Source organism: Protofrankia sp. CiP1_Cm_nod2, from assembly GCF_920664355.1.
Taxonomy (GTDB): domain Bacteria; phylum Actinomycetota; class Actinomycetes; order Frankiales; family Frankiaceae; genus Protofrankia.
Map to the genome: position 1 here is coordinate 1 of NZ_CAKKTL010000013.1, position 22,442 is coordinate 22,442.

The 22,442-nt window shown below is 71.9% G+C and carries 19 protein-coding genes and 2 pseudogenes; 4 read left to right on the top strand and 17 right to left on the bottom strand.

Annotation, left to right across the window (positions count from 1 at the left end):
* From NBW84_RS02560 to NBW84_RS02580, 5 genes are all read right to left on the bottom strand, one after another.
* Positions 1-1,426: WD40 repeat domain-containing protein (locus NBW84_RS02560; RefSeq protein WP_250281330.1), on the bottom strand; the 1,426-nt coding region annotated here is incomplete at its 3' end.
* A 164-nt stretch (positions 1,427-1,590) separates the two neighbouring features.
* Complete coding sequence (locus NBW84_RS02565; RefSeq protein ID WP_250281332.1) at positions 1,591-2,184, bottom strand: TetR/AcrR family transcriptional regulator; 594 nt, start codon at positions 2,182-2,184, stop codon at positions 1,591-1,593.
* Between the two features lie 180 nt (positions 2,185-2,364).
* Entirely contained in the window at positions 2,365-3,135 is a 771-nt protein-coding gene (locus NBW84_RS02570; RefSeq protein WP_250281334.1) for an AfsR/SARP family transcriptional regulator, read from the bottom strand.
* Between the two features lie 163 nt (positions 3,136-3,298).
* On the bottom strand, positions 3,299-3,766 hold the full coding sequence (locus NBW84_RS02575; RefSeq protein ID WP_250281336.1) for a hypothetical protein: 468 nt from the start codon (positions 3,764-3,766) through the stop codon (positions 3,299-3,301).
* Positions 3,724-4,758 carry an MFS transporter gene (locus NBW84_RS02580; protein ID WP_250281338.1) on the bottom strand — a complete coding sequence of 345 codons (1,035 nt, stop codon included), beginning with the start codon at positions 4,756-4,758 and terminating at the stop codon, positions 3,724-3,726. The genes NBW84_RS02575 and NBW84_RS02580 overlap by 43 nt, the downstream gene beginning before the upstream one ends.
* Positions 4,759-4,768: 10 nt before the next feature.
* Here NBW84_RS02580 and NBW84_RS02585 point away from each other — a divergent pair, with 10 nt between their 5' ends.
* Together NBW84_RS02585 and NBW84_RS24035 are read left to right on the top strand one after the other, a co-directional pair.
* The gene (locus NBW84_RS02585; RefSeq protein WP_250281339.1) at positions 4,769-5,284 is read left to right on the top strand and encodes a hypothetical protein; all 516 of its coding nucleotides are present in this window, start codon (positions 4,769-4,771) and stop codon (positions 5,282-5,284) included.
* A gap of 452 nt (positions 5,285-5,736) precedes the next feature.
* A pseudogene (locus NBW84_RS24035) lies at positions 5,737-6,111 on the top strand (LLM class flavin-dependent oxidoreductase); the annotation flags it as partial.
* A gap of 93 nt (positions 6,112-6,204) precedes the next feature.
* Here the strand turns inward: NBW84_RS24035 and NBW84_RS02590 are convergent.
* From NBW84_RS02590 to NBW84_RS02640, 11 genes and pseudogenes are all read right to left on the bottom strand, one after another.
* Positions 6,205-7,644, bottom strand: a complete 1,440-nt coding sequence (locus NBW84_RS02590) for an NAD(P)/FAD-dependent oxidoreductase (protein ID WP_250281341.1) — start codon at positions 7,642-7,644, stop codon at positions 6,205-6,207.
* 231 nt (positions 7,645-7,875) lie between these two features.
* Positions 7,876-8,367: a DUF3237 domain-containing protein gene (locus NBW84_RS02595; protein ID WP_013873759.1), complete on the bottom strand. Its 492-nt coding sequence runs from the start codon at positions 8,365-8,367 to the stop codon at positions 7,876-7,878.
* A gap of 418 nt (positions 8,368-8,785) precedes the next feature.
* Entirely contained in the window at positions 8,786-9,652 is an 867-nt protein-coding gene (locus NBW84_RS02600; RefSeq protein ID WP_250281343.1) for a DUF6390 family protein, read from the bottom strand.
* Positions 9,649-10,749, bottom strand: a complete 1,101-nt coding sequence (hypD, locus tag NBW84_RS02605) for a hydrogenase formation protein HypD (RefSeq protein WP_250281345.1) — start codon at positions 10,747-10,749, stop codon at positions 9,649-9,651. Before hypD ends, NBW84_RS02600 begins: the two co-directional genes overlap by 4 nt.
* Before the next feature lie 256 nt (positions 10,750-11,005).
* The gene (locus tag NBW84_RS02610) at positions 11,006-11,278 is read right to left on the bottom strand and encodes a HypC/HybG/HupF family hydrogenase formation chaperone (protein ID WP_250281347.1); all 273 of its coding nucleotides are present in this window, start codon (positions 11,276-11,278) and stop codon (positions 11,006-11,008) included.
* A 426-nt stretch (positions 11,279-11,704) separates the two neighbouring features.
* Complete coding sequence (hypE, locus tag NBW84_RS02615) at positions 11,705-12,823, bottom strand: hydrogenase expression/formation protein HypE (protein ID WP_250281349.1); 1,119 nt, start codon at positions 12,821-12,823, stop codon at positions 11,705-11,707.
* Positions 12,824-12,921: 98 nt separating this feature from the next.
* Positions 12,922-13,503, bottom strand: a pseudogene (locus NBW84_RS24040) (D-sedoheptulose-7-phosphate isomerase); the annotation flags it as partial.
* A 392-nt stretch (positions 13,504-13,895) separates the two neighbouring features.
* Positions 13,896-14,816 (bottom strand): HypC/HybG/HupF family hydrogenase formation chaperone, encoded by a 921-nt coding sequence (locus NBW84_RS02625; RefSeq protein ID WP_250281352.1) that lies wholly within the window; start codon positions 14,814-14,816, stop codon positions 13,896-13,898.
* Positions 14,813-15,121 (bottom strand): HypC/HybG/HupF family hydrogenase formation chaperone, encoded by a 309-nt coding sequence (locus NBW84_RS02630; protein ID WP_250281385.1) that lies wholly within the window; start codon positions 15,119-15,121, stop codon positions 14,813-14,815. Before NBW84_RS02630 ends, NBW84_RS02625 begins: the two co-directional genes overlap by 4 nt.
* Before the next feature lie 2 nt (positions 15,122-15,123).
* Positions 15,124-18,081: a carbamoyltransferase HypF gene (locus NBW84_RS02635; RefSeq protein ID WP_250281354.1), complete on the bottom strand. Its 2,958-nt coding sequence runs from the start codon at positions 18,079-18,081 to the stop codon at positions 15,124-15,126.
* The gene (locus NBW84_RS02640; protein WP_445548613.1) at positions 18,078-18,839 is read right to left on the bottom strand and encodes a hydrogenase maturation protease; all 762 of its coding nucleotides are present in this window, start codon (positions 18,837-18,839) and stop codon (positions 18,078-18,080) included. The genes NBW84_RS02635 and NBW84_RS02640 overlap by 4 nt, the downstream gene beginning before the upstream one ends.
* A gap of 275 nt (positions 18,840-19,114) precedes the next feature.
* On the opposite strand from NBW84_RS02640, the gene NBW84_RS02645 reads away from it, so the two are divergent.
* On the top strand, positions 19,115-19,453 hold the full coding sequence (locus NBW84_RS02645; protein WP_250291369.1) for a hydrogenase maturation nickel metallochaperone HypA: 339 nt from the start codon (positions 19,115-19,117) through the stop codon (positions 19,451-19,453).
* A 104-nt stretch (positions 19,454-19,557) separates the two neighbouring features.
* Entirely contained in the window at positions 19,558-20,445 is an 888-nt protein-coding gene (gene hypB, locus NBW84_RS02650; RefSeq protein WP_250281360.1) for a hydrogenase nickel incorporation protein HypB, read from the top strand.
* Here the strand turns inward: hypB and NBW84_RS02655 are convergent.
* Entirely contained in the window at positions 20,438-21,715 is a 1,278-nt protein-coding gene (locus NBW84_RS02655; protein ID WP_250281361.1) for an ABC transporter substrate-binding protein, read from the bottom strand. The genes hypB and NBW84_RS02655 overlap by 8 nt on opposite strands.
* Between the last annotated feature and the right edge of the window lie 727 nt (positions 21,716-22,442).

Consider the following 22,442-nt stretch of genomic DNA (forward strand, 5'->3'; position numbering starts at 1 on the left):
TTATACGGCCGCCAGCAGGGCCACCACCGACAGTGGTGGGATCGGTGCCGACGGGGGCGGCGATGGGCTTGCCGGTGAGGGTGACCAGGTCCGCGAGCAGGGACAGTGGGGGCCACAGCCCACCGGCTCCCAGCAGGACCAGCCCGGCCGCCGCGGTCCGCAGCGCCGCCGCGGCCGTGCCCACAGCCGCGGGCACCGAAGATATGACCATGCTGGACGATGTGCCCGTGGACGATGTGGCCATGGTGGACGCCGACAGGCGCGGCACCTCCACCGCCCGCACCGTGGCGTCGCCGCCGCCGGTGGCGAGCAGGAGCCGGCCCTCCCCGCCGACGGCCCACGCCACCGACCAGACCGGGCCGGGATAGCCGGTGAGGGTGCGCAGGCAGGTGCCGCCGACCGGGTCCCACACCCGCACCGTGCCGTCGAAGCTGCTGGAGGCGAGTAGCGGAGCCCGGCCGTCACCACCGGCGGCCCACGCAACCGAACCGACTCCGTCGGTGTGGCCGGTGAGGGTGTGCAGGCAGGCACCGCTGGCCGGATCCCACACCCGCACCGTGCGGTCGCCGCCGCCGCTGGCGAGCAGGAGCCGGCCGTCCCGGCCGGTCACCCACGCCACCGTGTCGACCCCGCCGGTGTGGCCGGTGAGAGTGTGCAGGCAGGTGCCGGTCAGGGGGTCCCACACCCGTACCGTGCGGTCGTAGCCGCCGCCGCTGGCGAGCAGGTGCTGGCCGTCCCGGCCGGTCGCCCACGCCACCGAGTTGACCCCGTCGGTGTGGCCGGTGAGGTTGCGCAGGCAGCTGCCGGCGAGGGTGTCCCACACCTGCACCGTGGCGTCGCGGCTGCCCGCGGCGAGCAACGGCCGACTGTCACCGCCGGTCGCCCACGCCACCGACATGACGCTACGGGTGGGACGGCGGGTCATGGTGTGCAGGCAGGCGCCGGTGAACGGATCCCATACCCGCACCGTCGTATCCTCACTGCCGGTAGCAAGCAGCAGCCGTCCGTCGCTGTCGGTCACCCACGCTACCGACCAGACTCCGTTGGCATGGCCGGTGAGGGTGTGCAGGCAGGTGCCGGTGAACGGATCCCACACCCGCGCCGTGGCATCCTCACCACCGGTGGCAAGCAGCAGCCGCCCGTCCCGCTCGGCCGCCCACGCCACCGACATGACCGGGCCGGTATGGCCACCGGTCAGGGTGGTCGACGATTCGGCGACAGCGACATCACCTGGCGCCCACGGCTCGTCCCGCCGGGGAGCTGGTTCGGCCGGCCGCGCGTCGTCGGACAGGGGTGAGACCCTCGCGGGATCACCCGTGCGGCCCACGGTGCGGGCATGTGTGACCGCCCAGGCGCGTAGGGCGGCGTCCACGGGCGGGGTGGTGCTCGCCTGACCCGTCGGACCATTCTCCCGCTGCTCGTCCACGCCGCCTCGCCGCCCCGCCAGTGCTGTCGCCCGCCGACACCTGCCGACGTCGCCCCGCGGCGATCAGCGTAACCCCGGCGCATGCGGATCAGTTCGGTCAGCCGGCCGCCGGCGGCTGACCGCGACCGGCCAGCGGCCCGTGACAGCCTGGTGACGGTGCACTGTCAGCGGTCCCGGACGGTGATGCCTGCCAGGATCAGGTGGAGGAAGCGAGTGCTGCCGTCCCTGTCGGGCAGTGCGTTCTCCCGTACCCATGCCGCGCCGCCGAGCAGGTCGAACAGTTCCTCGGGGGTGAGGTCCGCGCGGACCCGGCCGGCGTCCTGAGCCGCCCGCAGCAGCTCCGCCCCGCAGCGGTGCATAGCCATGCACACGGCATGTGACGGTGTGCCCTCGTCGTACATGCTCTGCGTCAGGATCTCGACCAGCCCCCGGAAGGTGCTGAAGTGCTCGATGGCGTTGGCCATCCAGTCCGTCAGCGCGTGGAGCGGGTCGACGCCGTCGGCCCGCATGCCCTCGGCGCGCGCGACAAGCGCCTGCAGACCGTCCCTGGTCGTGGCCTCGACCAGACAGGCCCGGGTCGGGAAGTGCCGGTAGAGGGTGCCGATGGCGACCCCCGCCTGGCTGGCGATCTCCTCCAGTGACGCGTCGGAACCGGCGGCGTCGAACGCCTTGCGCGCGGCGCTGAGGATCGCGTCGTAGTTGCGTCTTCCGTCAGCCCGCTTGGGACGGTGGGCGATGTACGGTACGGCGCCTCCCATCGGCCCTCCTCTCGCGTCTCCCCGCTGGCAGCCTGAGCATTTCTCATGTTGGGAGCGCCCGGCAACAGGGATCCGATCATCAGTCGAGACAAACAGGGCGATCCACGACGTCGGGATGGCAGGGCCACCGGTCCACACGGCCACGCAGCCGGGCGGCCACGCAGCCGGGCGGGAAAGAAGTCAGACCTGTCCCGTCACGGCATAGTCGAGACTGTCGTTCAGGATGGCGTTCTGGAGTCGGCGCATCGTCTCACCGGGCTCGAGCCCGAGCTCGTCCCGTAGTACCCGCCGGGTGTGCTGGAACACCCTGAGCGCTTCGGCGCGGCGGCCCGACCGGTGCAGCGCGAGCATCAGCTGTTCCCGGAAGGCCTCGTGCAGCGGGTGCTCCTCGACCCAGTTCGTCAGGTCGCCCACCAGCTCACGGTGGCGTCCCGTCCGCAGCAGGCAGTACGCGATCGACTCCAGGCATTCCAGCCGTATCTCCTCCGCCCACCGTACGAAAGTGGTTGTGGTCGCGCCTCTGCCGATCCCGGCCAGCACGGGCCCGCGGAAAAGCCGCGACGCCGCGGTGAAGCTGACGAGCGCCCGCTCCGGATCAGGCATGCGGTTCTCCCGCCCGCGGGCATGCGACACCCGTAGTTCGCAGGTGTCCAGCAAAGCCTCGTCGACCGCGAGCAGATAGCCCTGCGGGTGCGTTACGATCACCGCGTTGCGCACCCTGAAATGGGCGAACATCTTACGTAGATGAGAAACGTAGACGTGCAGTCCGGCGCGCGCCCGGCGGGGCCGTTCCTCACCCCAGATCTCGCTGATCAGCTCCTCGGAGAAGACCGGGCGGTTCGCGCGGATGAGAAGCACGGCGAGCAGGGTCTCGATTTTGGCCGCGCTGATCGTCCTCGGACCGTCCCGGTCGCTCACCAGTTGGAGAGGGCCCAGCAACTCGAATCTCACGGCTTCTCTCACGACTTCCACAGCCCTGTCCTCTGCCGGATGAAGCCCCGTCCCGCGCGCAGGACGGGACGGATGTGGATGACGACGGTGCGGCGGGCCGGAGCCCGCTTCGCCTGACGCGGCACCAGCGGCGTGGTCGGGATACATGTGGGCGGGGTATCCGTCAGGCTCTCTCGCCGGCGAGCTCGGGCCGCGTGACCGGCTTCCTGGCACCGGTCAGCCCGAACACGGCCAGCGCGAGCGCTGTCGCGGTGTAGCCGACGCCGACGTAGAACGCGATCCGGTAGCCGTGGACGACGTCGGTGGCGGTGCCGGCCGTGCCGGCGGTCGCGGCGCCGAACACCGCCACCAGGATGGCCAGCCCGATCGAGCCGCCCAGCCGCTGCGAGACGTTGAGCACCCCGGCGGCGGCGCCGGCGATGCCGGGTTCCACGTCGGCCAGCGCGATCCGGGTGACCAGGGCGAACTGCAGCCCGATGCCGGCGCCGAAGAGCGTCATCGGCCCGAGCACGGCCGCGAGGTAGGAGCTGTGCTCGGTGATCCGGGTGAGCCAGACGGTTGCCGTCAGAGTGGCGGTCGCACCGACGATCAGGACGGGTTTGGCGCCGAACCGTTCGGACAGCCCGGACACCAGTGGGAGAACGCGAAGATCCCGATGCCCCACGGCACGAACGCCAGCCCGGCCTGGAACGGGGTCAGCCGCAGGATGTTCTGCAGGAACTGGGTGACGAAGAAGAAGATGGCGAAGATCGACCCGCCGAGCAGCAGCAGCAGGTTCGCGCTGACCCGGTTGCGGTTGCGGAACAGCGCGAGCGGGGTCAGCGGCGCCTCGGTCCGCCGCTCGACCGCCACGAAGGCGACCAGCAGCAGCACACCCACCACGGTCAGCGTCAGCAGTTCGGGCCAGCTGCCGGACGAGCTGCGGATCAGGACGTAGGTCAGCGCGGTGACCCCGAGGGTGGACAGCAGTGCCCCGGTGACGTCGAAGCGTCCGCCGGCCCGGTCCGACTCACGGATATGGACGGTCGCGAGCGCCGCGACGAACACTCCGATCGGCACGTTGACGAACATGGTCCAGCACCAGGAGGCCCATTCTGTGAGCACGCCACCAAGGATCATCCCGACCACGCCGCCGGCCCCGGACACCGCGCCGTAGACGCCGATGGCCCTGGCCCGGGCCGGCCCGGCGAAGTTGGTGGCGATCAGAGCGAGCGCGGTCGGTGACGCGACCGCGGCACCGACGCCCTGCAGGGCCCGCGCGGCCACCAGCGCTCCCGCGTTCGGCGCGAGCCCGGCCAGCAGCGAGGCCAGGGTGAACAGCCAGACCCCGGCGAGGAAGACGCGTCTGCGTCCGAGGATGTCCCCGGCCCGCCCGCCGAGCAGGAGCAGCCCGCCGAAGGTCAGCGTGTAGGCGTTGAGCACCCAGGACAGCCCGGTCGGTGAGAACCCGAGGTCGAAGCGGATGTCGGGCAGCGCGATGTTGACCACGCTGGCGTCGAGCACCACCATCAGCTGGCTCACCGCGATCGCGGTGAGGAGCAGCGCCGGCCGGCCGCGCGGAGCCGAGCCGGTGGCCTCGGCGGCAGCGATGGTGGTGGGCGCGCCACTGGGCGAGGCAGCCATCAGCCCTCCGTTGGCAGTGAGACGTCGGCAGCGGGAAAGGACGGGAGAGGTTACGGAAGATCGGAGGAGACCCGAGGCCGGTGGGGACTGCCGGGCGCTGGCCGACGAACGCGTGTTCGTGCCCGCCCACCGGGTGCTGCTCGGCGTTCTGGGCCGCGCGGCCGGGCGGGGCGAGATCAGGGCCGAGCTGGTCACCGACCTGATCGCGCTCGGCCTCGGCGGCCTGGCCGGCCCAGTAGCGCAGCCGGTAGAACTCGCGCGCGGGCACCGGCGCGAAACGCCACGCGGCCGGGTGCCAGCCGGCACCCTCCAGCGCGACGGCGAGATGAAGCGGAGCGTGACCTGCCACGGCTCACCACACTTTCCGGGTGTCTCTGGCACCACCACCGGTACGGCCACCGGAAAAAGATCTCCTGATACCGGCACGTCGATACGGTCGTGGCGGCTGGTAAAGGCGTGCGCGGCACTCGGGAAAAGCCGACACGGCAGTGCCCCCACCAGACAACACGGCCTCCACGAACGCTGACACGAATAACGCGGCCGACACCGGATCCGGTCTTTTACGCGGCCTGCGACTGGGCGGATCTTACAGTCGGCCGAAGAGCCGGACAAGAGGCCTGGCGGGCGACGTGGCCATCATTTTGGTACGGCTTTAGAACTGTTCTGGAACACGTAATACAAAAGACAACGGAACAGCGGTACGGTGCTGGGCGGGGCCGCCCCTGAAAAGGCCGCCCGGCCCAGCAGCCCACCAGCCCACCAGAGCCAGTCGAGGAGCTCGATTGACCGCGCTGTCCGTGCTCGACCAGGGGCCGGTAGGCCGCGACACCGGCCCACGGCAGGCCATCCACGACTCCGTCGCGGTGGCGAGGGAACTCGACACGGCCGGCTACTCCAGGTACTGGGTCGCGGAACATCACGGCACCGCCAGCCGGGCGGTCTCCGCGCCGGAGGTCCTCGTCGGGGCCGCCGGACGACGTGCCGCTGCCCCCGGTGTACCTGCTCGGCTCCAGCGCGTCCGCCGCGCGGACGGCCGCCGCTGTCGGCCTCCCGTACGCGATGACCGCCGGCTTCCGCGACCCGGCCCTGGCCGTCGAAGGGCTGCGGCTCTACCGGCAGCGGTTCACCCCGACCCGCGACGGCGATCGCCCGTACGCGATCGTGGTGCTCCGGGCGTGGGTCGGTGACGACCGGGAGCACGCCGAGGCGCTCGCCGCGCCGGAGCGGCTGGCCAACGTGTGGCAGCTCGCCGGTGCCGCGGCGGCGCTGGTACCGGTGCGCGAGGCGCTCGCGTACCGGTTCAGCGAACCGGAACGCGCCGTGCGGGACCGTCTTGACCTGCGCTCGGACCTGGTCGGCGCGCCTCACGGCGCCGCAGCGGTCGAACGTCCCGGCGTGCCGGCCCCGGCCCCGCGAAGCCGCACGCCCATGGACGAGAAACAGCCCTCACGATGCCGGCTGGGGCGCGGCTTCCGCCTCGGCCGTCCGCGGCCGGGGTGGCTCCCCCACCGACCAGCCCGGCCGTTCGGACGGCGCCCAGCCGTCGTAACGGAATCCGCCGAACCGGGTTTCCCAGCGAATGGCGAGCTCCGTCGGGATCTCGCCCGCGACCTCCCGCAGGATGCCGCGGCGGTCCGCACCGGGGGCGGCCAGCGCCCGGACCAGGCCACGCACCATCCTTGACGGCCCGATCACGTGCTCGACCTTCCGCGTCCGGTTGAAGGTGTCGCTGAAGTCCGGCCGGCCCTCGCCCCTGTCCCCGAACGTCCGCAGAACCTCGCGGATCAGCGCGGAGGGAGCGTCCGGACGGGACTCCCGGTTACCCCAGTGATAGCTGCTGCGTGTGTCGTCGTCCCGGTTCTTCTCCCACGCACGGAGAGCTCTGTCGAGCGCAGCCTGATCGTCGAGGACGGCGTTGGCCGCCTCGCCGAGAAGCCGCCCGTGACGCAGGGCGTCACGCTGTCCCTGACCTGCGACAGGATCCTTGAAATGCCCGGAGTCACCCGCCAGCGCCCACCCGGGTCCGCTTGACCGCCGGTAGTAGGAGGCCAGTTTTCTGGTCGACCGGAGCTGGCTTACGTTCTGGGCGCCGCTGATCCGCTCCGCGACCTCGGGCTCCTCGGCGACGGCCTCCTGCCAGAACCGTTCACCGCCCTGCTGGAAACGGGGAATGTCGTCCGCCGGGGCCATGAACACCACGAGCAGGCGTCCGCGTGGGCTTGACGGCAGAGTCAGAACAATGCGCGGGCCACTGCGGTATATGCCGTAGATCTCGTGGTGGATCGTGTCCACCGCGGGGTCGTCCATGTAGCGGAAGGCGAATCCCCGCCCGTTCTTCGACCCCCGATAAGGTGTCCAGGCGCCGACGGCCGCCGCGGTCCTGGACTGCCTGCCGTCCGCACCGACCACGAGCCTGGCCCGGATTTCGTACTTCCGCCCGTCGTGCCGGTAGCGCACACCGACGGCTCGACCGTTCTCCCAGAGCACGTCCTCGAACACGGATTTCTCACGTACGTCGGCACCGGCCTCGCGGCAGGCGGTGACCAGGCACACGTCCTGGTCGTACCGCGGAACGCAGACCCCGTAGTCGATCCCGTCCACCGTGGCGAAACGCTCACGTAAACGAATATCGCCGACCGTGACACCCAGATAACGGGCCTGCGCGGGGCCGAGCTTCAGAATGTGCGGCAGCGCGCCCATGCGTTGCAGTTCCGACACCCCGCTGGGTACCAGGACGTGCGTCGACAGCTGATCCGACGGGAAACTCGTCCTGTCCAGCAGGATCACTTTTCGCCCGGCCCGCGCAAGCGGCACCGCCGTGGCCGTACCGGCAAGTCGCGCGCCAACAATGACGACATCGGCATCTTCAGCACCCGTCAGGGTCACAACGCCTCCCAAGGCATGCGCTACGCGTCCGACCATAATCTTCCGTGCTCTGGCACGCTCCCCTCATAAGGGTCAACCTGGTGCCTCCATCGGGATAAAATCCCTCCGGAGAGGCCCGTTCACCCGCCCCGGGTGAATCTCGGTCGGTCACGCCCGGTCGACTGGCCGAGTCGACTCGCCCTGTCAACTCGGCCAGTCGATTCGGCCAGTCGATTCGGCTAGTCGATTCGGCTAGTCGATTCGGAAGACACCGAACTCGATCGCGCCGTTGACAAGACGCCCACGGCCGACGAACACACGGCGCTGCAGCCAGGCGTATCGCTCGTCACCGGTCTCGAACCGAAGGGTGATACTCAGATACTGGTCGGTGTGGCTGGTCGTGCCACCGGTCTGTAACGCGGTCCCGACGGCCTCGTTCATCTCGACGAGGCCGGTGTACTGGACGTAGATGGTCGCGTCGTCGTCGGTACGCCACAGGCCCCGCACGTCGATACGCCCGAAACCGTCCAGGCCGATGAGGACCCAGTCGCCGCCGCTGTCCGCCAGCACATCGGCGTTGATCCGCCTGCCTGTCACACGGCCGCCGGCGAAGCCGAAGAACAGCCGGGTTCCGAAGGGACCGGTTCCGACCGCCAGCGGCGGACTGAGCTCGGCCCGATAGACGAACTCCTCGGCGACGGTCAGAGCAGCGTCCAGACCAGCATCGGTGGCGGTCTCGCTCATCGTTCTCCTCAGGGTTGTGAGTACTCGTGCGCGGACAGCGGACGTGGATGGTGTCTGCTGGCCTGGCCCACCGCTCGCGGGAGACGTTCCCGAGTTCGCTCGAGCGATCGCTCCCCAGGCCGGCGTCGACCCCCGCGACGGGAACCCCGTGGACGAGCGCCGTGCTCACGCGACACGGATGACCAGCGGATGACCATCCGATCGGATGGATCTCAGGTGGCGCCAGGCAACGCTTTGATCTATGTCACATTTTGTTGACAGAACGGTATGATGGTTGGACCAATCATGTCAACCGATCCGCACAGCCCATGTCAGCCCACCGCCAGCGGTGGGCAGCGGCGATCAGCGGGCAGCAACAGCAGGCCAGAAGCCGGAGGCCGGAGGCCGGACGTCATGGGCAGCGCCGCCGCGCCACCCGTCAGGCGTCGTCCCGCACCTGTCGGGTGGGCGCTTCCCCGGCCGGGCCGGCCTCCCGGGTGCGGGCCAGCCGGCGGTTGGTGAGCTCAAGCTGGGTCACTGTGTCGCGGCGCAGCGTCGTGGCCTGCCCGTCGGTGAGCCGGCCGCTGACCCGGTCCCAGTGCAGGGCGACCCACTCCCCCGGTCGCACGTCGGGGGCGAAGCTGACACCGCCGGTGACGAGCGCGGCCCGCAGCGGCCGGGGCCCGGACAGCCCGAGCCCGCCGTTCTCCCAGGTCAGGCCCGCGGAGCGCACCACGACATGATCGCCGTCGCGTTCCGTCACCTGCCCCCAGCGAATCCGGCAGCTGTCCAGCACGTGCAGTGGCCAGGTGGGGTCCGGCGAGTCCAGCAGCCGGGACCAAGGGTAGACCCCGAAGACGTGGAAGCAGTGGTTCGGCGCGACCTCGTCAAGGATCTGCGGGGTGAGGTGCCGCCAGTACCACCCGGCCTGCGGACCGATCACAGCCAGCAGCGCCGCGCCGAACTCGCGGGGGTCGACCGCCTCCGACACGCCGCCGCCGAGCCAGTACGCCTCGACCACCCGGCGGTCGAGCGGGTCGTCGATACCGGTGAGCCGGGCCAGGATCCGCAGGTACGGCCATGCTCCGTGGAAGCGGCGGGCCAACGCCCGCAGATCACCCCCTGTGGCACCAGCTCCGCCAGCTCCGGCGGAGTCGGTCGCACTCGCGGCACCCGTCGCACCGGCGGCACCGGCGGTCAGCAGGGCCCGCGGCGCGTCGGCCGGGCCGCAGTAGCCGAGCTCGTTCGGCGCGTAGGCGTAACGGGCGAACATCCGCGCGCCGTCCTCGTCACGGGGCGCGCTCACCGCAGGGCCATCCGTCCGAAGGTGTAGTAGGCCGCGCAGGCGCCCTCCGAGGAGACCATGCAGGTGCCGATCGGGGTCTGCGGCGTGCAGGCGGTGCCGAACACCTTGCACTCCCACGGCTTGAGGACGCCCTTGAGGACCTCCCCGCACTGGCACGCCTTCGGGTCGGCGACGCGGACGCCGGGCATGTCGAACCGCCGCTCGGCGTCGAACCGCGCGAAGCCGTCGGTCAGCCGCAGCGCGCTCTGCGCGATGAAGCCCAGCCCACGCCACTCGAAATGGGGCCGCAGCTCGAACACCCGCGCCATCAGCGCCAGCGCCTGGGGGTTGCCCTCCTCGCGCACCACCCGGCCGTACTGGTTCTCGACCTCGCAGCGCCCCTGCCGGATCTGCCGGAGCAGCATCGCGACCGCGGCGAGGATGTCCAGCGGCTCGAAGCCGGCCACCACGACCGGCCTGCCGTACGTCTCGGGGACGAAGCGGTACGGCCGGCTGCCCACCACGGTCGAGACGTGCCCCGGCCCGATGAAGCCCGACAGCCGCAGGCCGGGCGAGCGCAGGATCGCCCGCAGCGGCGGAATGATCGTGACGTGGTTGCAGAACACGCTGAAGTTGGTCAGCCCCAGCTCCCGGGCCCGCAGCAGCGTCACCGCGGTGGACGGGGCGGTGGTCTCGAACCCGACCGCGAAGAACACGACGTGCCGGTCCGGGTTGTCCACGGCCACCCCGAGCGCGTCCAGCGGCGAGTACACGAAGCGGACGTCCGCCCCGCGCGCCCTGGCCTCCAGCAGGCTGCCGCGGCCACCGGGCACCCGCATCATGTCGCCGAACGAGGTGAGGATGACCCCCGGCTGCTCGGCCAGCCAGATGGCGTCGTCGACCCGTCCCATCGGGATGACGCACACCGGGCAGCCCGGCCCGTGCACCAGCTCCACCGACTCGGGCAGCAGGTGCTGGATGCCGTGCCGGTAGATGGTGTGGGTGTGGCCGCCGCACACCTCCATGAACGCGTAGCTGTCCGTCCCGGCCAGCTCCGTGATGGCGGCCACCAGCGCACGCGCGGCCGCCGGATCGCGGAACTCGTCGACGAAACGCATCGGATTCTCCTCGCGGTGACGGCTGACGGCTACGGCCGGCGAGCCGGAACGATCTGTACGGCAGCGGTGGAACCGGCCGCGGCAGGCGTGGCAGACGCAACGATCCCGGCAGATACGGCGGCCCAGGCGGACACGACGGCCCAGGCGGACACGGCGAGCAGGGCAGGCACGGCCGACACGACGGGCACAGCCGACGCGAGGAGCGTGGCCGACACGGCGAGCGCGGCCGACACGGTGAGCGCGGCGAGCGCGGCGGTCAGGGGATCGCGGACGAGCCGAACGCCTCGATCTCGTCCTGGTAGGCCGCGCCCAGCTTCTCCATCGCCTCGAGCGTGCGCGTCGCCTCGGCCTCGTCGATCACCGCCAGGGCGAACCCGACGTGCACCAGCACCCAGTCCCCGACCCGTGGGCCGTCCGCCGCGACCAGCCGGATGCTGATCGTCCGCCGCACCCCGCTGACGTCGACCGTCGCGAGATGCCGCTCCGCGTCGACGATCTCGACAAGCCGCCCGGGAATCCCCAGACACATCAACAGCCTCCTCACGCTACGACGCAGTGCCACCACCTGGCGACACCCCTCTGCCCACCCGCCCACACCTCTCATCACCCGGCGCGGCGGGTCGCGCCACGGCCTGGCGACCACCTGCCCCACCCGCACACACCTCTCACCACACGTCACGTCTCACCCACACCGCCACAAGGCCCGACAAGCCACCACGAACATCGCCCGCGCTCCCCGCCCCCGGAACACAACCGCACCGCGCATCCGTCCCACCCCAACCAGCGATCTCACGGATCGGCACGCCCCAGGAATGAGTGTGGAAGTGGTCGCTACAACAGCCACTTCCACACTCATTCCCATCATCGAAAAAGGACGGACCGACCGACAGGACACAGACGGCAACGGGCGGGCGGGACGGCGGGACGGCAGGACGGCAGGACGGCGGGGGCATGGTCAGCAGATGCGGGGCAGTGGGTCGCCGACCAGCATGTCCACGATCCGGGTGCCGCCCAGGGCGGTGCGCATCGCGACGATCCCGGCCGGCCCATCGGTGATCTCCCCGATGACCGCGGCCGACCGGCCCAGCGGATGCTCCCGCAGCGCGGCCAGCGCCGCCGGGGCCTGCTCGGGCGGCACCACCGCGAGGAACCTGCCCTCGTTGGCGACGTGGAGCGGGTCGATGCCGAGCAGCTCGCAGGCGCCGCGCACGTCGGGGCGCACCGGCACGGAGCACTCGTCGAGCAGGACGCCGAGGCCGGTGTCCCGGGCCAGCTCGTTGCAGGCCGTCCCCACCCCGCCGCGGGTGGGGTCACGCAGCCAGCGTGCCGACGGCGCCGCCGCCAGCAGCTCCTCCACCAGCGCGTCGACCGCCGCCGTGTCGGAGCGGATGGCGGCGTCGATCGCCAGGTTGCCGCGGGCGAGCATGACCGCCATCCCGTGCTCGCCGATCGTGCCGGACACCAGCACCCGGTCCCCCGGCCGCACCCGCCGCGCGGACAGCTGCCGGCCGGGCGGGACGAGCCCCACCCCGGCGGTCGTGATGATCAGTCCGGCGGACGCGCCGGCGTCGACGACCTTGGTGTCCCCGGTCACCACCTCCACGCCCGCGGCCCGCGCCGCCTCGGCCATGTCCTCGGCGACGCGGCGCAGCTCGTCGACGGGGAAGCCCTCCTCGATCACGAATGCCGCGGACAGCCACAGCGGCCGTGCCCCCGTCATCGCCAGGTCGTTGACGGTGCCGTGCACCGCCAGGTCACCGATGGAGCCGCCGGGGAAGCGCAGCGGCCGGACCACGAAGGAGTCGGTGCTGAAGGCCAGCGACTCCCCCGACGGCAGCGGCAGGACCGCGCCGTCCCCAAGGACGTCGAGCGCGGGACTGCGGAAGACGTCGACGAAGACCGTCTCGATCAGCTCCGCCGACGCGCTCCCGCCGGCCCCGTGCGCCGAGGTCACCACCTCGCCGAGCGTCCGCGGCCGGCGCCGCCGGAACGTCCCGGCCCGCGCCGGCACCGCCTCCCCACGGTCCGTCTTCTCCACCCGGCCCGTCCGCTCCGTCCGGTCCGCCACGCTCATCGGGTGCGCTCCCCCGCCGTCGGGTACGTCGGGTACGTCGGGTACGTCGGGTACCTCGGGTACGCCGGATACGTCGGGTACGCGGCCGGATGGTCCGTCATCCGTTGCTGTGTCGCGGCCCACAGGTGGTGGCCGAGCAGGGCGTGTGACTCCTGGATGCGGTGCACGCTCTGTGAGCGGACGACGAAGCAGCGGTCGACCACCCCGTCGGCGGCGAACCGTCCGCCGTCGTATCCGGCGAAGCCGACGGTGAGCGCTCCCCGACGGCCGGCCTCGGCCAGCCCGGCCAGCAGGTTGGCCGAGCCGCCGCTGGTCGACAGCGCCACCGCGATGTCGTCCGGGCCGGCGTGCGCGATGAGCTGCCGGGCGAACACCCGCTCGAACCCGACGTCGTTGCCGAGCGCGGTGACCACCGCCTGGTCCGCGGCCAGCGACCAGGCCGGCAGCGGACGCCCGTGCGGCGGCCGGGAGAACAGCTCGGCCAGGGTCGCGGCGTCGGTCGCGCTACCGCCGTTACCGAAGGTGTACATACGTCCACCCCGGGCGAAACGCCGTGCCATCTCCGCCGCGGTGGCCGCGATCGACTCGGCGCATTCCCGCAGCGTCGTGCGCTGCAGCCGCACGCTCTCCCGGGCCTTCGCCCGCGCCGAACCGGCGAGTTCGGCCAGCAACGCACCCAGCGCGTCCCCCGGGCCACCGGCATGCCGCCCACCGGTATTCCGGCCGTCGTCCCTCCAGCTGTCGGCCTCTCGACTGCTGGCATCCCGGCCGTCGGCATCCCGGCCGTCGGCATCCCGGCCGTCGGCATCCCGGCCGTCGTCCCTCTCGCTGTCGGCCTCTCGACTGCTCGCACCTCGGCCGTCGGCGTCCCGACCGCGGGCGTCCCGGCCGCCAGCGTCCCGGTCGTCCTCCCGCTGGCCGCTCCCCTGGTGGTCGCCGTCTTCCTGGCCACCGTCGTGCCGGTCGTGGCCGGCCCGGTCAGCGCCGGCCCGGGGGCTGCTGTCCCGGTCGTCGCCGCTGTCCGCCTGGGGGTGGAGGAACGGGTACAGGAACGCGGTGTGCTCGGTGGCCATCACGCACCGTCCTGGTCGAGACGGGTGATCGCCGTCGCGGCATGGATGAGAACAAGATCGCCAATGGTCACCGGATCGACCGGCAGGATGCTGACAAGCTCCACCCCGGTGGCGGTACGCACCAGCGCCAGGCCGTCGGCCGGCCCCTGTTGCGCGATCACCTCGCCGAGCCGGCCTTCGTCACCGCAGGTGACGCACGTCCCGCCGTCCTGCTCACGCCCGTCCTGCTCACGCCCGTCCTGCTCACGCCCGGACGGGTGGAGCACGGCGGTGTGCTCGAGGCAGGTGTGCTCGAGGCAGAGGTGGGCCAGCTCCCACAGCAGGTGGTAGAGGAGCACGAACCGGCCGGTGGCCGGCAGCGGCGGATCCGGGTCGTCCAGCCACAGCACATGGTCAGCCGCGCCGGCGGGCGGACGCGGGCCGCTACCGATCCATATCGTGCCCGTCCCCCAGGCCGGCGCCCGGCGCAGCACGGAACGCGTCACCGGATCATCGGCGGCGGCCACGGCGAGGACGACGTCACCGGGCCGGGCCGCCAGCCGGATCATGGCGACGGGATCCGGGCCGGTCACGGCCACCGCGGGCAGCGCCGGTTTGCCGACGACGGCCGGATGGACGAACTCGACCGCGATGTGGTGCGCGTGCGGCCCCCACGCCGGGGACAGGCACCACAGCGTGGCGCCACCGGCGAAACGCCGGGCCAGCGCGAGCGAGGCGGCCGCGAGATCAGCGGCAAGATCCTCGGTCAGCCCACCGTCGTCGGCACTGTCCACGCCACCGGTGGCGCCGACCTCCGCGCTCTCGGTGGCGCCGCCGACAGCACCGGCCGTCACCTCCGGGGCGCCCGCCAGCTCCCGCCGCGCCTCCCGGGAACATCCTGTCACAGCGCCATCACCACTGGCGACCGCCAGGGCACTCATCGCATTCCCCCGATTTTCCCGGCTCCCCTGGCTCCCCTGATTTCCTCGGCTTCTGTGGGATGACCGGCCGCGGTGTCGTCGATCAGCTCGTATTCGCGCATCATGTCCAGGGTGCGCAGCGCCGACCGCCGGTCGAGCCGGGTCAGGGCGAAACCGGCGTGCACCATGGTGTAGTCGCCGGCCGCGAGATCCGGCAGATAGGCCAGGCACACCTTCCGCGTCTCACCGGGGAAGGCGACGTGGGCCATCCTGGTCCCGCTCTCGTCCCAGACCTCGACGATCCGGCCCGGAATCCCCAGGCACATGGTCACCTCTCCTCTTCGTCCCCGGCGCGCAGGCGCAGCACCGCGACCGCCGCCTGCCCGAGCGCGAGCCCGCCGTCGTTGGGCGGCACCAGGTGGTGGACGAGCGTGTCGAATCCGGCGGCGCGCAGCCTGTCCCGGCAGGCGCGCAGCAACAGCACGTTCTGGAACACCCCGCCGGTCAGGCCGGCCAGCCGCACGCCCCGCTGCCGGCCGACTCGGGTCACCACCTCGGCGACCGCGTCGGCCACCGCCTCGTGGAACGCCGCGGCCAGCACCGCCACCGGTGTGCCGCCGCGCAGCCCGGCCACCAGCGCGCGCAGCAGTGGCGCCGGGTCGAGCACGCCGTCCGCCCCGACCGCCAGCCGTGGCACCGCCGCCAGCCCCGACGCCCCGGGCACCTCCGATGTCCCTGTTGACGTCCCCATCACCGCCGCCACCGCCGCCGCGCCCGCCGCCGATGCCCCCGCTACCGGCCGCCCCGATCCCGGCCGAGCCCCCGGTGACGCCGGGACTTCCGCGGACGCCCCGGCCGCCGCTTCGAGCGCGGCCGCTTCGAGCGCGATCGCGGCCTGGCCCTCGTACTCGACGCGGTGGCAGACGCCCAGCAGGGAGGAGACCGCGTCGAAGAGGCGTCCCATGCTGGTGCAGGGGACGCAGCCGATGCCGCTGTCGAGCTGGGAGCGCACCGCGGCCAGCTCGGCGGGCCGGCAGGCGGTGACCGCTGGCAGGTCCGGCGCCCACGGGATGCCGGCGGCGGCCAGGTGGGACAGCGCCATCCGGCACGGGTTGCGCACGGCCGCGTCCCCACCGGGCAGCGGCACCGCGCGCAGATGGCCGACGCGGGTGAAGCGATGGCTGTCCGTCCCGAGCAGCAGCACCTCACCGCCCCAGACCTCACCGCCCCAGACTTCACCGCCCTGAGCCGCCCCGCCCTGGCCCGCCCCGCCCCAGGACGCACCGTCCCGAACCGCACCGCCCCGGCCCGCGCCGTCCCGAACCGCACTGCCCCGAACTGCACCGCCAGCGCTACCGACACCACCGATGCCAGCCCCGCCAGTACCCCCGATGCCGTAGCCGGTGCCGTCGAAGGCCACTCCGATGATCGGCTCGCCCAGCCTGCCGTGCTCGGCGAGCAGGGAGACCACGTGCGCATGATGATGTTGGACGAGCAGCGGCGGCTGGTCCCCGGCGTGGCGCTCGGCCCAGCGGCGGGTCGAGTACCCCGGGTGGGCGTCGGCGGCCAGCCGCGCCGGGCGCACGGCGTATACGGCGGTGAGCCGCCCGACCGACCGCTCGAAGGCACGCAGCGTCGCCAGGGATCCCATGTCACCGACATGCGCCGAGCAGAACGCACGCTCACCGTCGGTGACGCAGAAGGTGTTCTTCAGCTCCCCGCCGACGGCCAGGACCCCCTCGGCCGGCCAACGTGAACCATCCTGATCCGCCTCCCGCTCACGGTCGCCCGTGGACGCCGTCCGGCCGGGACCGCCCGTGGACGCCGTCCGGCCGAGGTCGATCGGCAACGGTGCGTAGCCGCGGGAGCGGCGGATCGGCAGCTCACGGCCGTCGACGACGCGGACCACCGAGTCATCGCAGGGCAGCAGGATCGGACGGTCGTGGGTGAGTATCGCGTCGGCCAGCGCCGGCAGCCGGCCGCAGACGTCAGCGGTGCCGGTGCCGGCGGTGTCGGCGGTGTCGGCGGTGTCGGTGCCGGCGGTGTCGGTGTCGGCGTCCTCGAAGCAGATCGGCTCGCCGGCCAGGTTGGCGCTGGTCAGCACGACGCACGCCGGGGGCGCGACGTCCGCGCCGGGCACCTGGGCGAACAGCAGGTGATGCAGGGGCGAGTAGGGCAGCAGCAGGCCGATCAGCGGGTTGCCGGGCGCCACGTCCGCTGTGACGGGGGCGTCCGGCCGGCGCCGCAGCAGCACGACCGGCCGGGCCGGGCCGCGCAGCACCGCGGCCTCGGCCGGGCTGATCTCGGCGAGCTGCCGGGCCACGTCGAGATCCCGGGCCATCACCGCGAACGCCTTGCCCGCCCGCGCCTTGCGCGCGCGCAGCAGCCGCACCGCCGCCGGGCTGTCGGCCCGGCAGGCCAGGTGGTAGCCGCCGATCCCCTTCACCGCGACGACGCGGCCGTCGGCCAGCGCCCGCTGGGCCGCGGCCAGCGCCTCGTCCGGCCCGGTGCCCTGCGCCCCCGGCACCTCGGCGGCGCAGGGGACGAAGGACAGCCGCGGCCCGCAGTCCGGGCAGCACACGGGCTGGGCGTGGAAGCGGCGGTCGGCCGGGTCGTGATATTCGGCCGCGCAGGCCGGGCACATCGGGAAGCCCGCCATGGTGGTGGCCGCCCGGTCGTAGGGCAGCGACCGGATGATGGTGAACCGGGGGCCGCAGGCGGCGCAGGTGACGAACGGATGGCGGTAGCGCCGGTCGGCCGGGTCGAACAGCTCCCGTACGCAGTCGTCACACACCGCCATGTCCGGGGGGACGACAGCGCCAGCGCTGCCAGCGGTGCCACCTGTGCCACCTGTGCCACCTGTGCCACCAGTGCCGCCTGCGCCAGCGACGCCGGCGGCGCCAACGGCGCCAGCGGCGCGGGTGTCCTCGCCGCCGCCGCGGCTGGCCACGATATGGAAGCCGGCCTCCCCGGCAACCGGCGGGATGTCGTCCACCCGCACGGTGGTGACCCGGGCCGGGGCCGGCACGTCGCCGCGCAGCCGCCGCAGGAACTCCGCGACCGCCGCCGGGCCGCCCTGGACCTCGATGAACACCGAGCCGCTGTCGTTGCCCACGAAACCGTCGAGGCCGAGGCCGGCGGCCAGCCGGTGGGCGAACGGCCGGAACCCCACCCCCTGCACAACGCCTTCGACCCGTATCCGCCGCCGCCACACGGCCCCGGGACGGCCCTGTCCCGCGACACGTGAATGATCGGCAGTGACCGGGCAGACGCCTTCGGCCGTCATGCGGCCGGCCCCGGGTGGGCGCCAGCCGCCTGGCCACCCTCGCCGTGTCCGTGTCCGTGTCCGTTTTCGTGCCCGTTTCCGTGCCCGTGGGCGGCCGGGCGGTATGGCTCTGGACGTGTGGCAGCCGCCCCGGGACGGCGGAACCCGGCCAGGAAGTCCCGTTCGATCAGGCCGATGACCTCCCACATGGCCCGGCGTACCACCTCGGACAGCTCCCAGCCCACGTCCACACGCTCGGCCTCGACGAGGAACACCGTGACCTCACCGGGACGGCCCGCCGGCGAGCCGGGCGCCTGCCCGTCCGGCCCGCGCCCGTCCAGCCGGCATTCCTCCGGCCCGCGCCCGCCCGGCCGGCATTCCTCCGGCCCACGCTCCTCCGGCCCACGCTCCTCCGGCCCGCGCCCGCCCGGCCCGCGCCCGCCCGGCCCGTGCCCGTCCGGCCCGTGCTCGTCCAGCCAGGTGGCGAGCACCAGCGCGTGGTCCCAGCGGAAGGCGTGGGTGTGCAGGCCGGCCAGCGGCGGGAGATCGGCCAGCTCCGGACCGGGTACACGGTAGATCGTGCCCGGTCGCGCGCCGGTGCGGGCGGCGTCGACGATGACCACCCGGCGGGCCTCGCGGATCCGGAATGCCACGTCCATCCCGGCGGTGCCGCCGTCGACGACCCGCACCCCGTCGGGGACGCCTCGCTCCCACAGGTGCCGGATGAGGACCGGCCCGACGCCGTCGTCCCGGCGCAGGATGTTGCCGCAGCCCACCAGCAGCAGCTCGCAGCGCGCCGACGCGTCGCCGCCGGCGGGTCCCGCGGGGAGCTGCGTCACCGGGCGCCTCCATCCGTGCCGGCCGTCCCGTCCAGCCGTCCCATGCCGATCTTCCATCCGCCGTGCCCCGGGACCGCCGCGTTGATCGCGAAGTTGCCGACCTCACGCCCACCGCGCCGCCGGACCCGCCGGACCCGCCGGCGGACGCGGTCCGGACGATCGACACTGGGACGGGCACGTCCGTCAGGCCGGACACCGCCGTGGAGGGGGGCACCGTGCACGAGCTGTCGATCTGCCACGCCATCGCCGGCATCGTCCTCGAGCATGCCGGTGACCGTCCGGTGCGGGCTGTGAACATACGGGTCGGGCAGCTACGGCAGATCGTGCCGGGCACCCTCGTCCACTGCTGGTCGCTGGTCAGCCAGGACACCGCGCTGGACGGCTCGCGGCTGCGGGTCGAAAGCGTGCCGGCGCGGGTCCGCTGCGCCGGCTGCGGTCACTCCTGGACGCTGAGCGCGCCGGTCATGCGCTGCGGGCGGTGCGGCGGCCAGGACGTGTCGGTGCTGCACGGCGAGGAGTTTCTGATCACTTCCCTGGAGCTCGGGGAGGCGTGACCGGCCACGGGCTGGTTCGATCGACATCGCCGGTCGACAGGTCCCACGACCGGCGGTCTCAGTCGGCGGCGCGGGCCGGAACGGGCTGGAGGGGAAGGATCGTCATGGGCCGGTTCCACTGGCACGCCGACGGCGGCACGCACGGCGACCACCACGGCCACAGCCACGATCACCCGCACGGTCACGATCACCAGCCTGGCCACGATCACCAGCCGGGCCGGGACGGCCGCATAGGAGATCATTCCGGCTACGAGACCGGGACCCGGCGGGTCGAGGTGCTGGCCGCCATCCTCGGCGAGAACGACCGGCTCGCCGCCGCGAACCGCCGCGACTTCGACGCCGCCGGGACGCACGTCGTCAACCTGATGTCCGCGCCGGGTGCCGGCAAGACGACGCTGCTGCGGGAGACCCTCCGCCGGCTGTGCCCGGCACTGCGGGTCGGGGTGGTCGAGGGTGACATCGAGACCAGCATCGACGCCGACCGGCTCGCCGGGCTCGGCGCCGTGGTGTCACTGGTCAACACCGGCCAGGGTTTCGGCGGCGAGTGTCACCTGGACGCCGCCATGGTCCGTTCGGCGCTCGGGCGTCTGCCGCTGGGCCTGCTCGACCTCGTCGTCATCGAGAACGTCGGCAACCTGGTCTGCCCGGCCGAGTTCGACGTCGGCGAGCACCGGCGCGCGATGATCTTCTCGGTCACCGAGGGCGAGGAGAAGCCGCTGAAATACCCGATCATGTTCCGGTCCGCCGACCTCGTCCTGATCAACAAGGTGGACCTGCTGCCTCATCTGGACGTCGACCTCGAGCTCTTCCGCCGCAACCTGGCCGACGTCAGCCCCGGTGTGGCCACCCTGGAGATCAGCGCCCGTACCGGCGCCGGCCTCGGCGCGTGGTGCGACTGGCTGCGCGCGCCGCATCCCCCGCGGCCCGGCGCCGGCCGTCCGGCGGACCGGCCCGGCACCGGGCCACGGGTGTGGCGGGAGGATGTCAGCTGACGGGGATGTTGTTGATGGGGATGTCGTTGATGGGGGTGCCGCAGCGCGCCACGGGGTCCAGCGGCAGGAAGCGGCCGCCGTCGTCACTGACGCGGACGAAGTCGTAGCAGTTGGCGGCCTTGCCGCGGTTCGTCGCGAGGTCGATCGGGGCGGGCAGCAGGCCGTCGCCGTTGTAGTTGTGCACGCCGTGCAGCCCCTGGATGAATTCCAGGCGGGTCGGGCAGGGACCGGCCGCCTCCAGCCCGCGCAGGAACATGTCGGCTGACAGCCAGCCGAAGACCGCGCTGTCCTGGGCGGGTGACTGCACCTGCGGGGCGTACCGCGTCATCGCGTCGATCATCCGCTGGTGCGCGGGGCTGTTCACCTCGAACGGGACGAAGTTGATGTAGATGACGGTGCCGGCGAGGGTCGGGCCGAGCTGTTTGAGCAACGCCGGGTCGTAGCCGAACGGAGCGATCACCGTTTTGAGGTTGACGCCGGCGTCGCGGACCGCCGGCAGGATCTGGGCGAGGATGTCCGGGGTGACGATGCCGGCCAGGGTGTTCAGGCGCGCGGCCTTCATCTGCGCGGCCAGCGCCTCGAAACTGGTCGTCTTGGCGGTCACGGTGAAGCTCGCCTCGACGTGGACGCCGGCCGTCAGCAGGCTTGACCTGAGCTTCTCATAGAAGATTTCCGTCGCGTCGCTCAGCTCGGTGTTCACTATCAGGGCGCGGGTGCCGCCCTGGCTACGGACGAAATCCCCCCAGACGCTGGAGGATCCCCGCGTGGCCGAATAGTAGTGCCAGGAGAACATGTTGTCGTGGTCGTTCCAGGTGACATCGCCGGCCAGCCCGACGACCGGGACCTCGAGGTCGTCGAGATACTGCGCGGAGCCGACCACCACCCCCGCTGTTTCCAGAAGGCCGAAGACCTTTTCGTCCTGAACGAGCTCGCGAGCACCGGCACGGTTCCCGTTGGGGGAGCCGGCGTCGTCCCGCCAGACATACACGATCTTCCTGCCGTGGACGCCGCCCGCGGCGTTGGTCACCCCGAGGCGGGCCTCGACACCGGCCCGGAACGTCCGGTAGGCGGCTGACGTCGGCCCACTGTCGTCGAACAACAGGCCGATCTTGACCTCATCGCCGGCAACACCCGGTGACGAGCAGGGGCCCGGCCCCGCACGGCCGGACTGGCTCCTCGGGGTAGCGCAGGCGAACAGCCCGGTCAGGCTGCTCAGCGCCGCAGCCAGCACGGCGAACGACAGTAACGACCGCCTCCCGATCAAGAACATCGCAACGAGCTCCCTTGCCGCCACCGGACACCTACAGGTCATATCTGGACACAAAGAGTGCTCCGGTAGAAACCGTACAAGAAAAGAATCCGAGCGGCACCGAATAGACTACACCCCGCATGTGAAACATGTCACGTGCAACCCATTACCCGCCCCACCTTTACCACATCCGCGAGCGCCCGCCACCGGACCGTCCACCAACCCCCCAAGAAAACCCGCCCCGGTGGAGCGCCGTCCCGGCCAGCCAGTTTCAGCCCGACTCGGATTTGTAGACCGCAGAGCCCAGACCCGTTATCGGTGGACGTGCCGCCTGACGTTTCAATCCGACCCGAATTTGTAGATCGCGGGGACTCTCCCAGAACGCCTTCACCGACAAGGAGCTGTCGTTTCAATCCGACTCGGATTTGTAGATCGCGAAGACATATTCTACCTGCTCGACCGCAACAAGGTGAAGTTTCAATCCGACTCGAATTCGTAGATCGCGGGGACCATGCATGGATTGGGAGAGATGAACCCATCAAGTTTCAATCCGACTCGGATTTGTAGATCGCGGGGACAGGGCCTGCGCCTGCTCGCCATCGCGGCGGGGTTTCAATCCGAATCGGATTTGTAGATCGCGGGGACCGTCAAGGGGAAGTCGTACTCCCTCTCCTACGGTTTCAATTCGACTCGGATTTGTAGATCGCGGGGACGAGATGGCGATCCGAAAGTTCGTCATCGTCTGGAG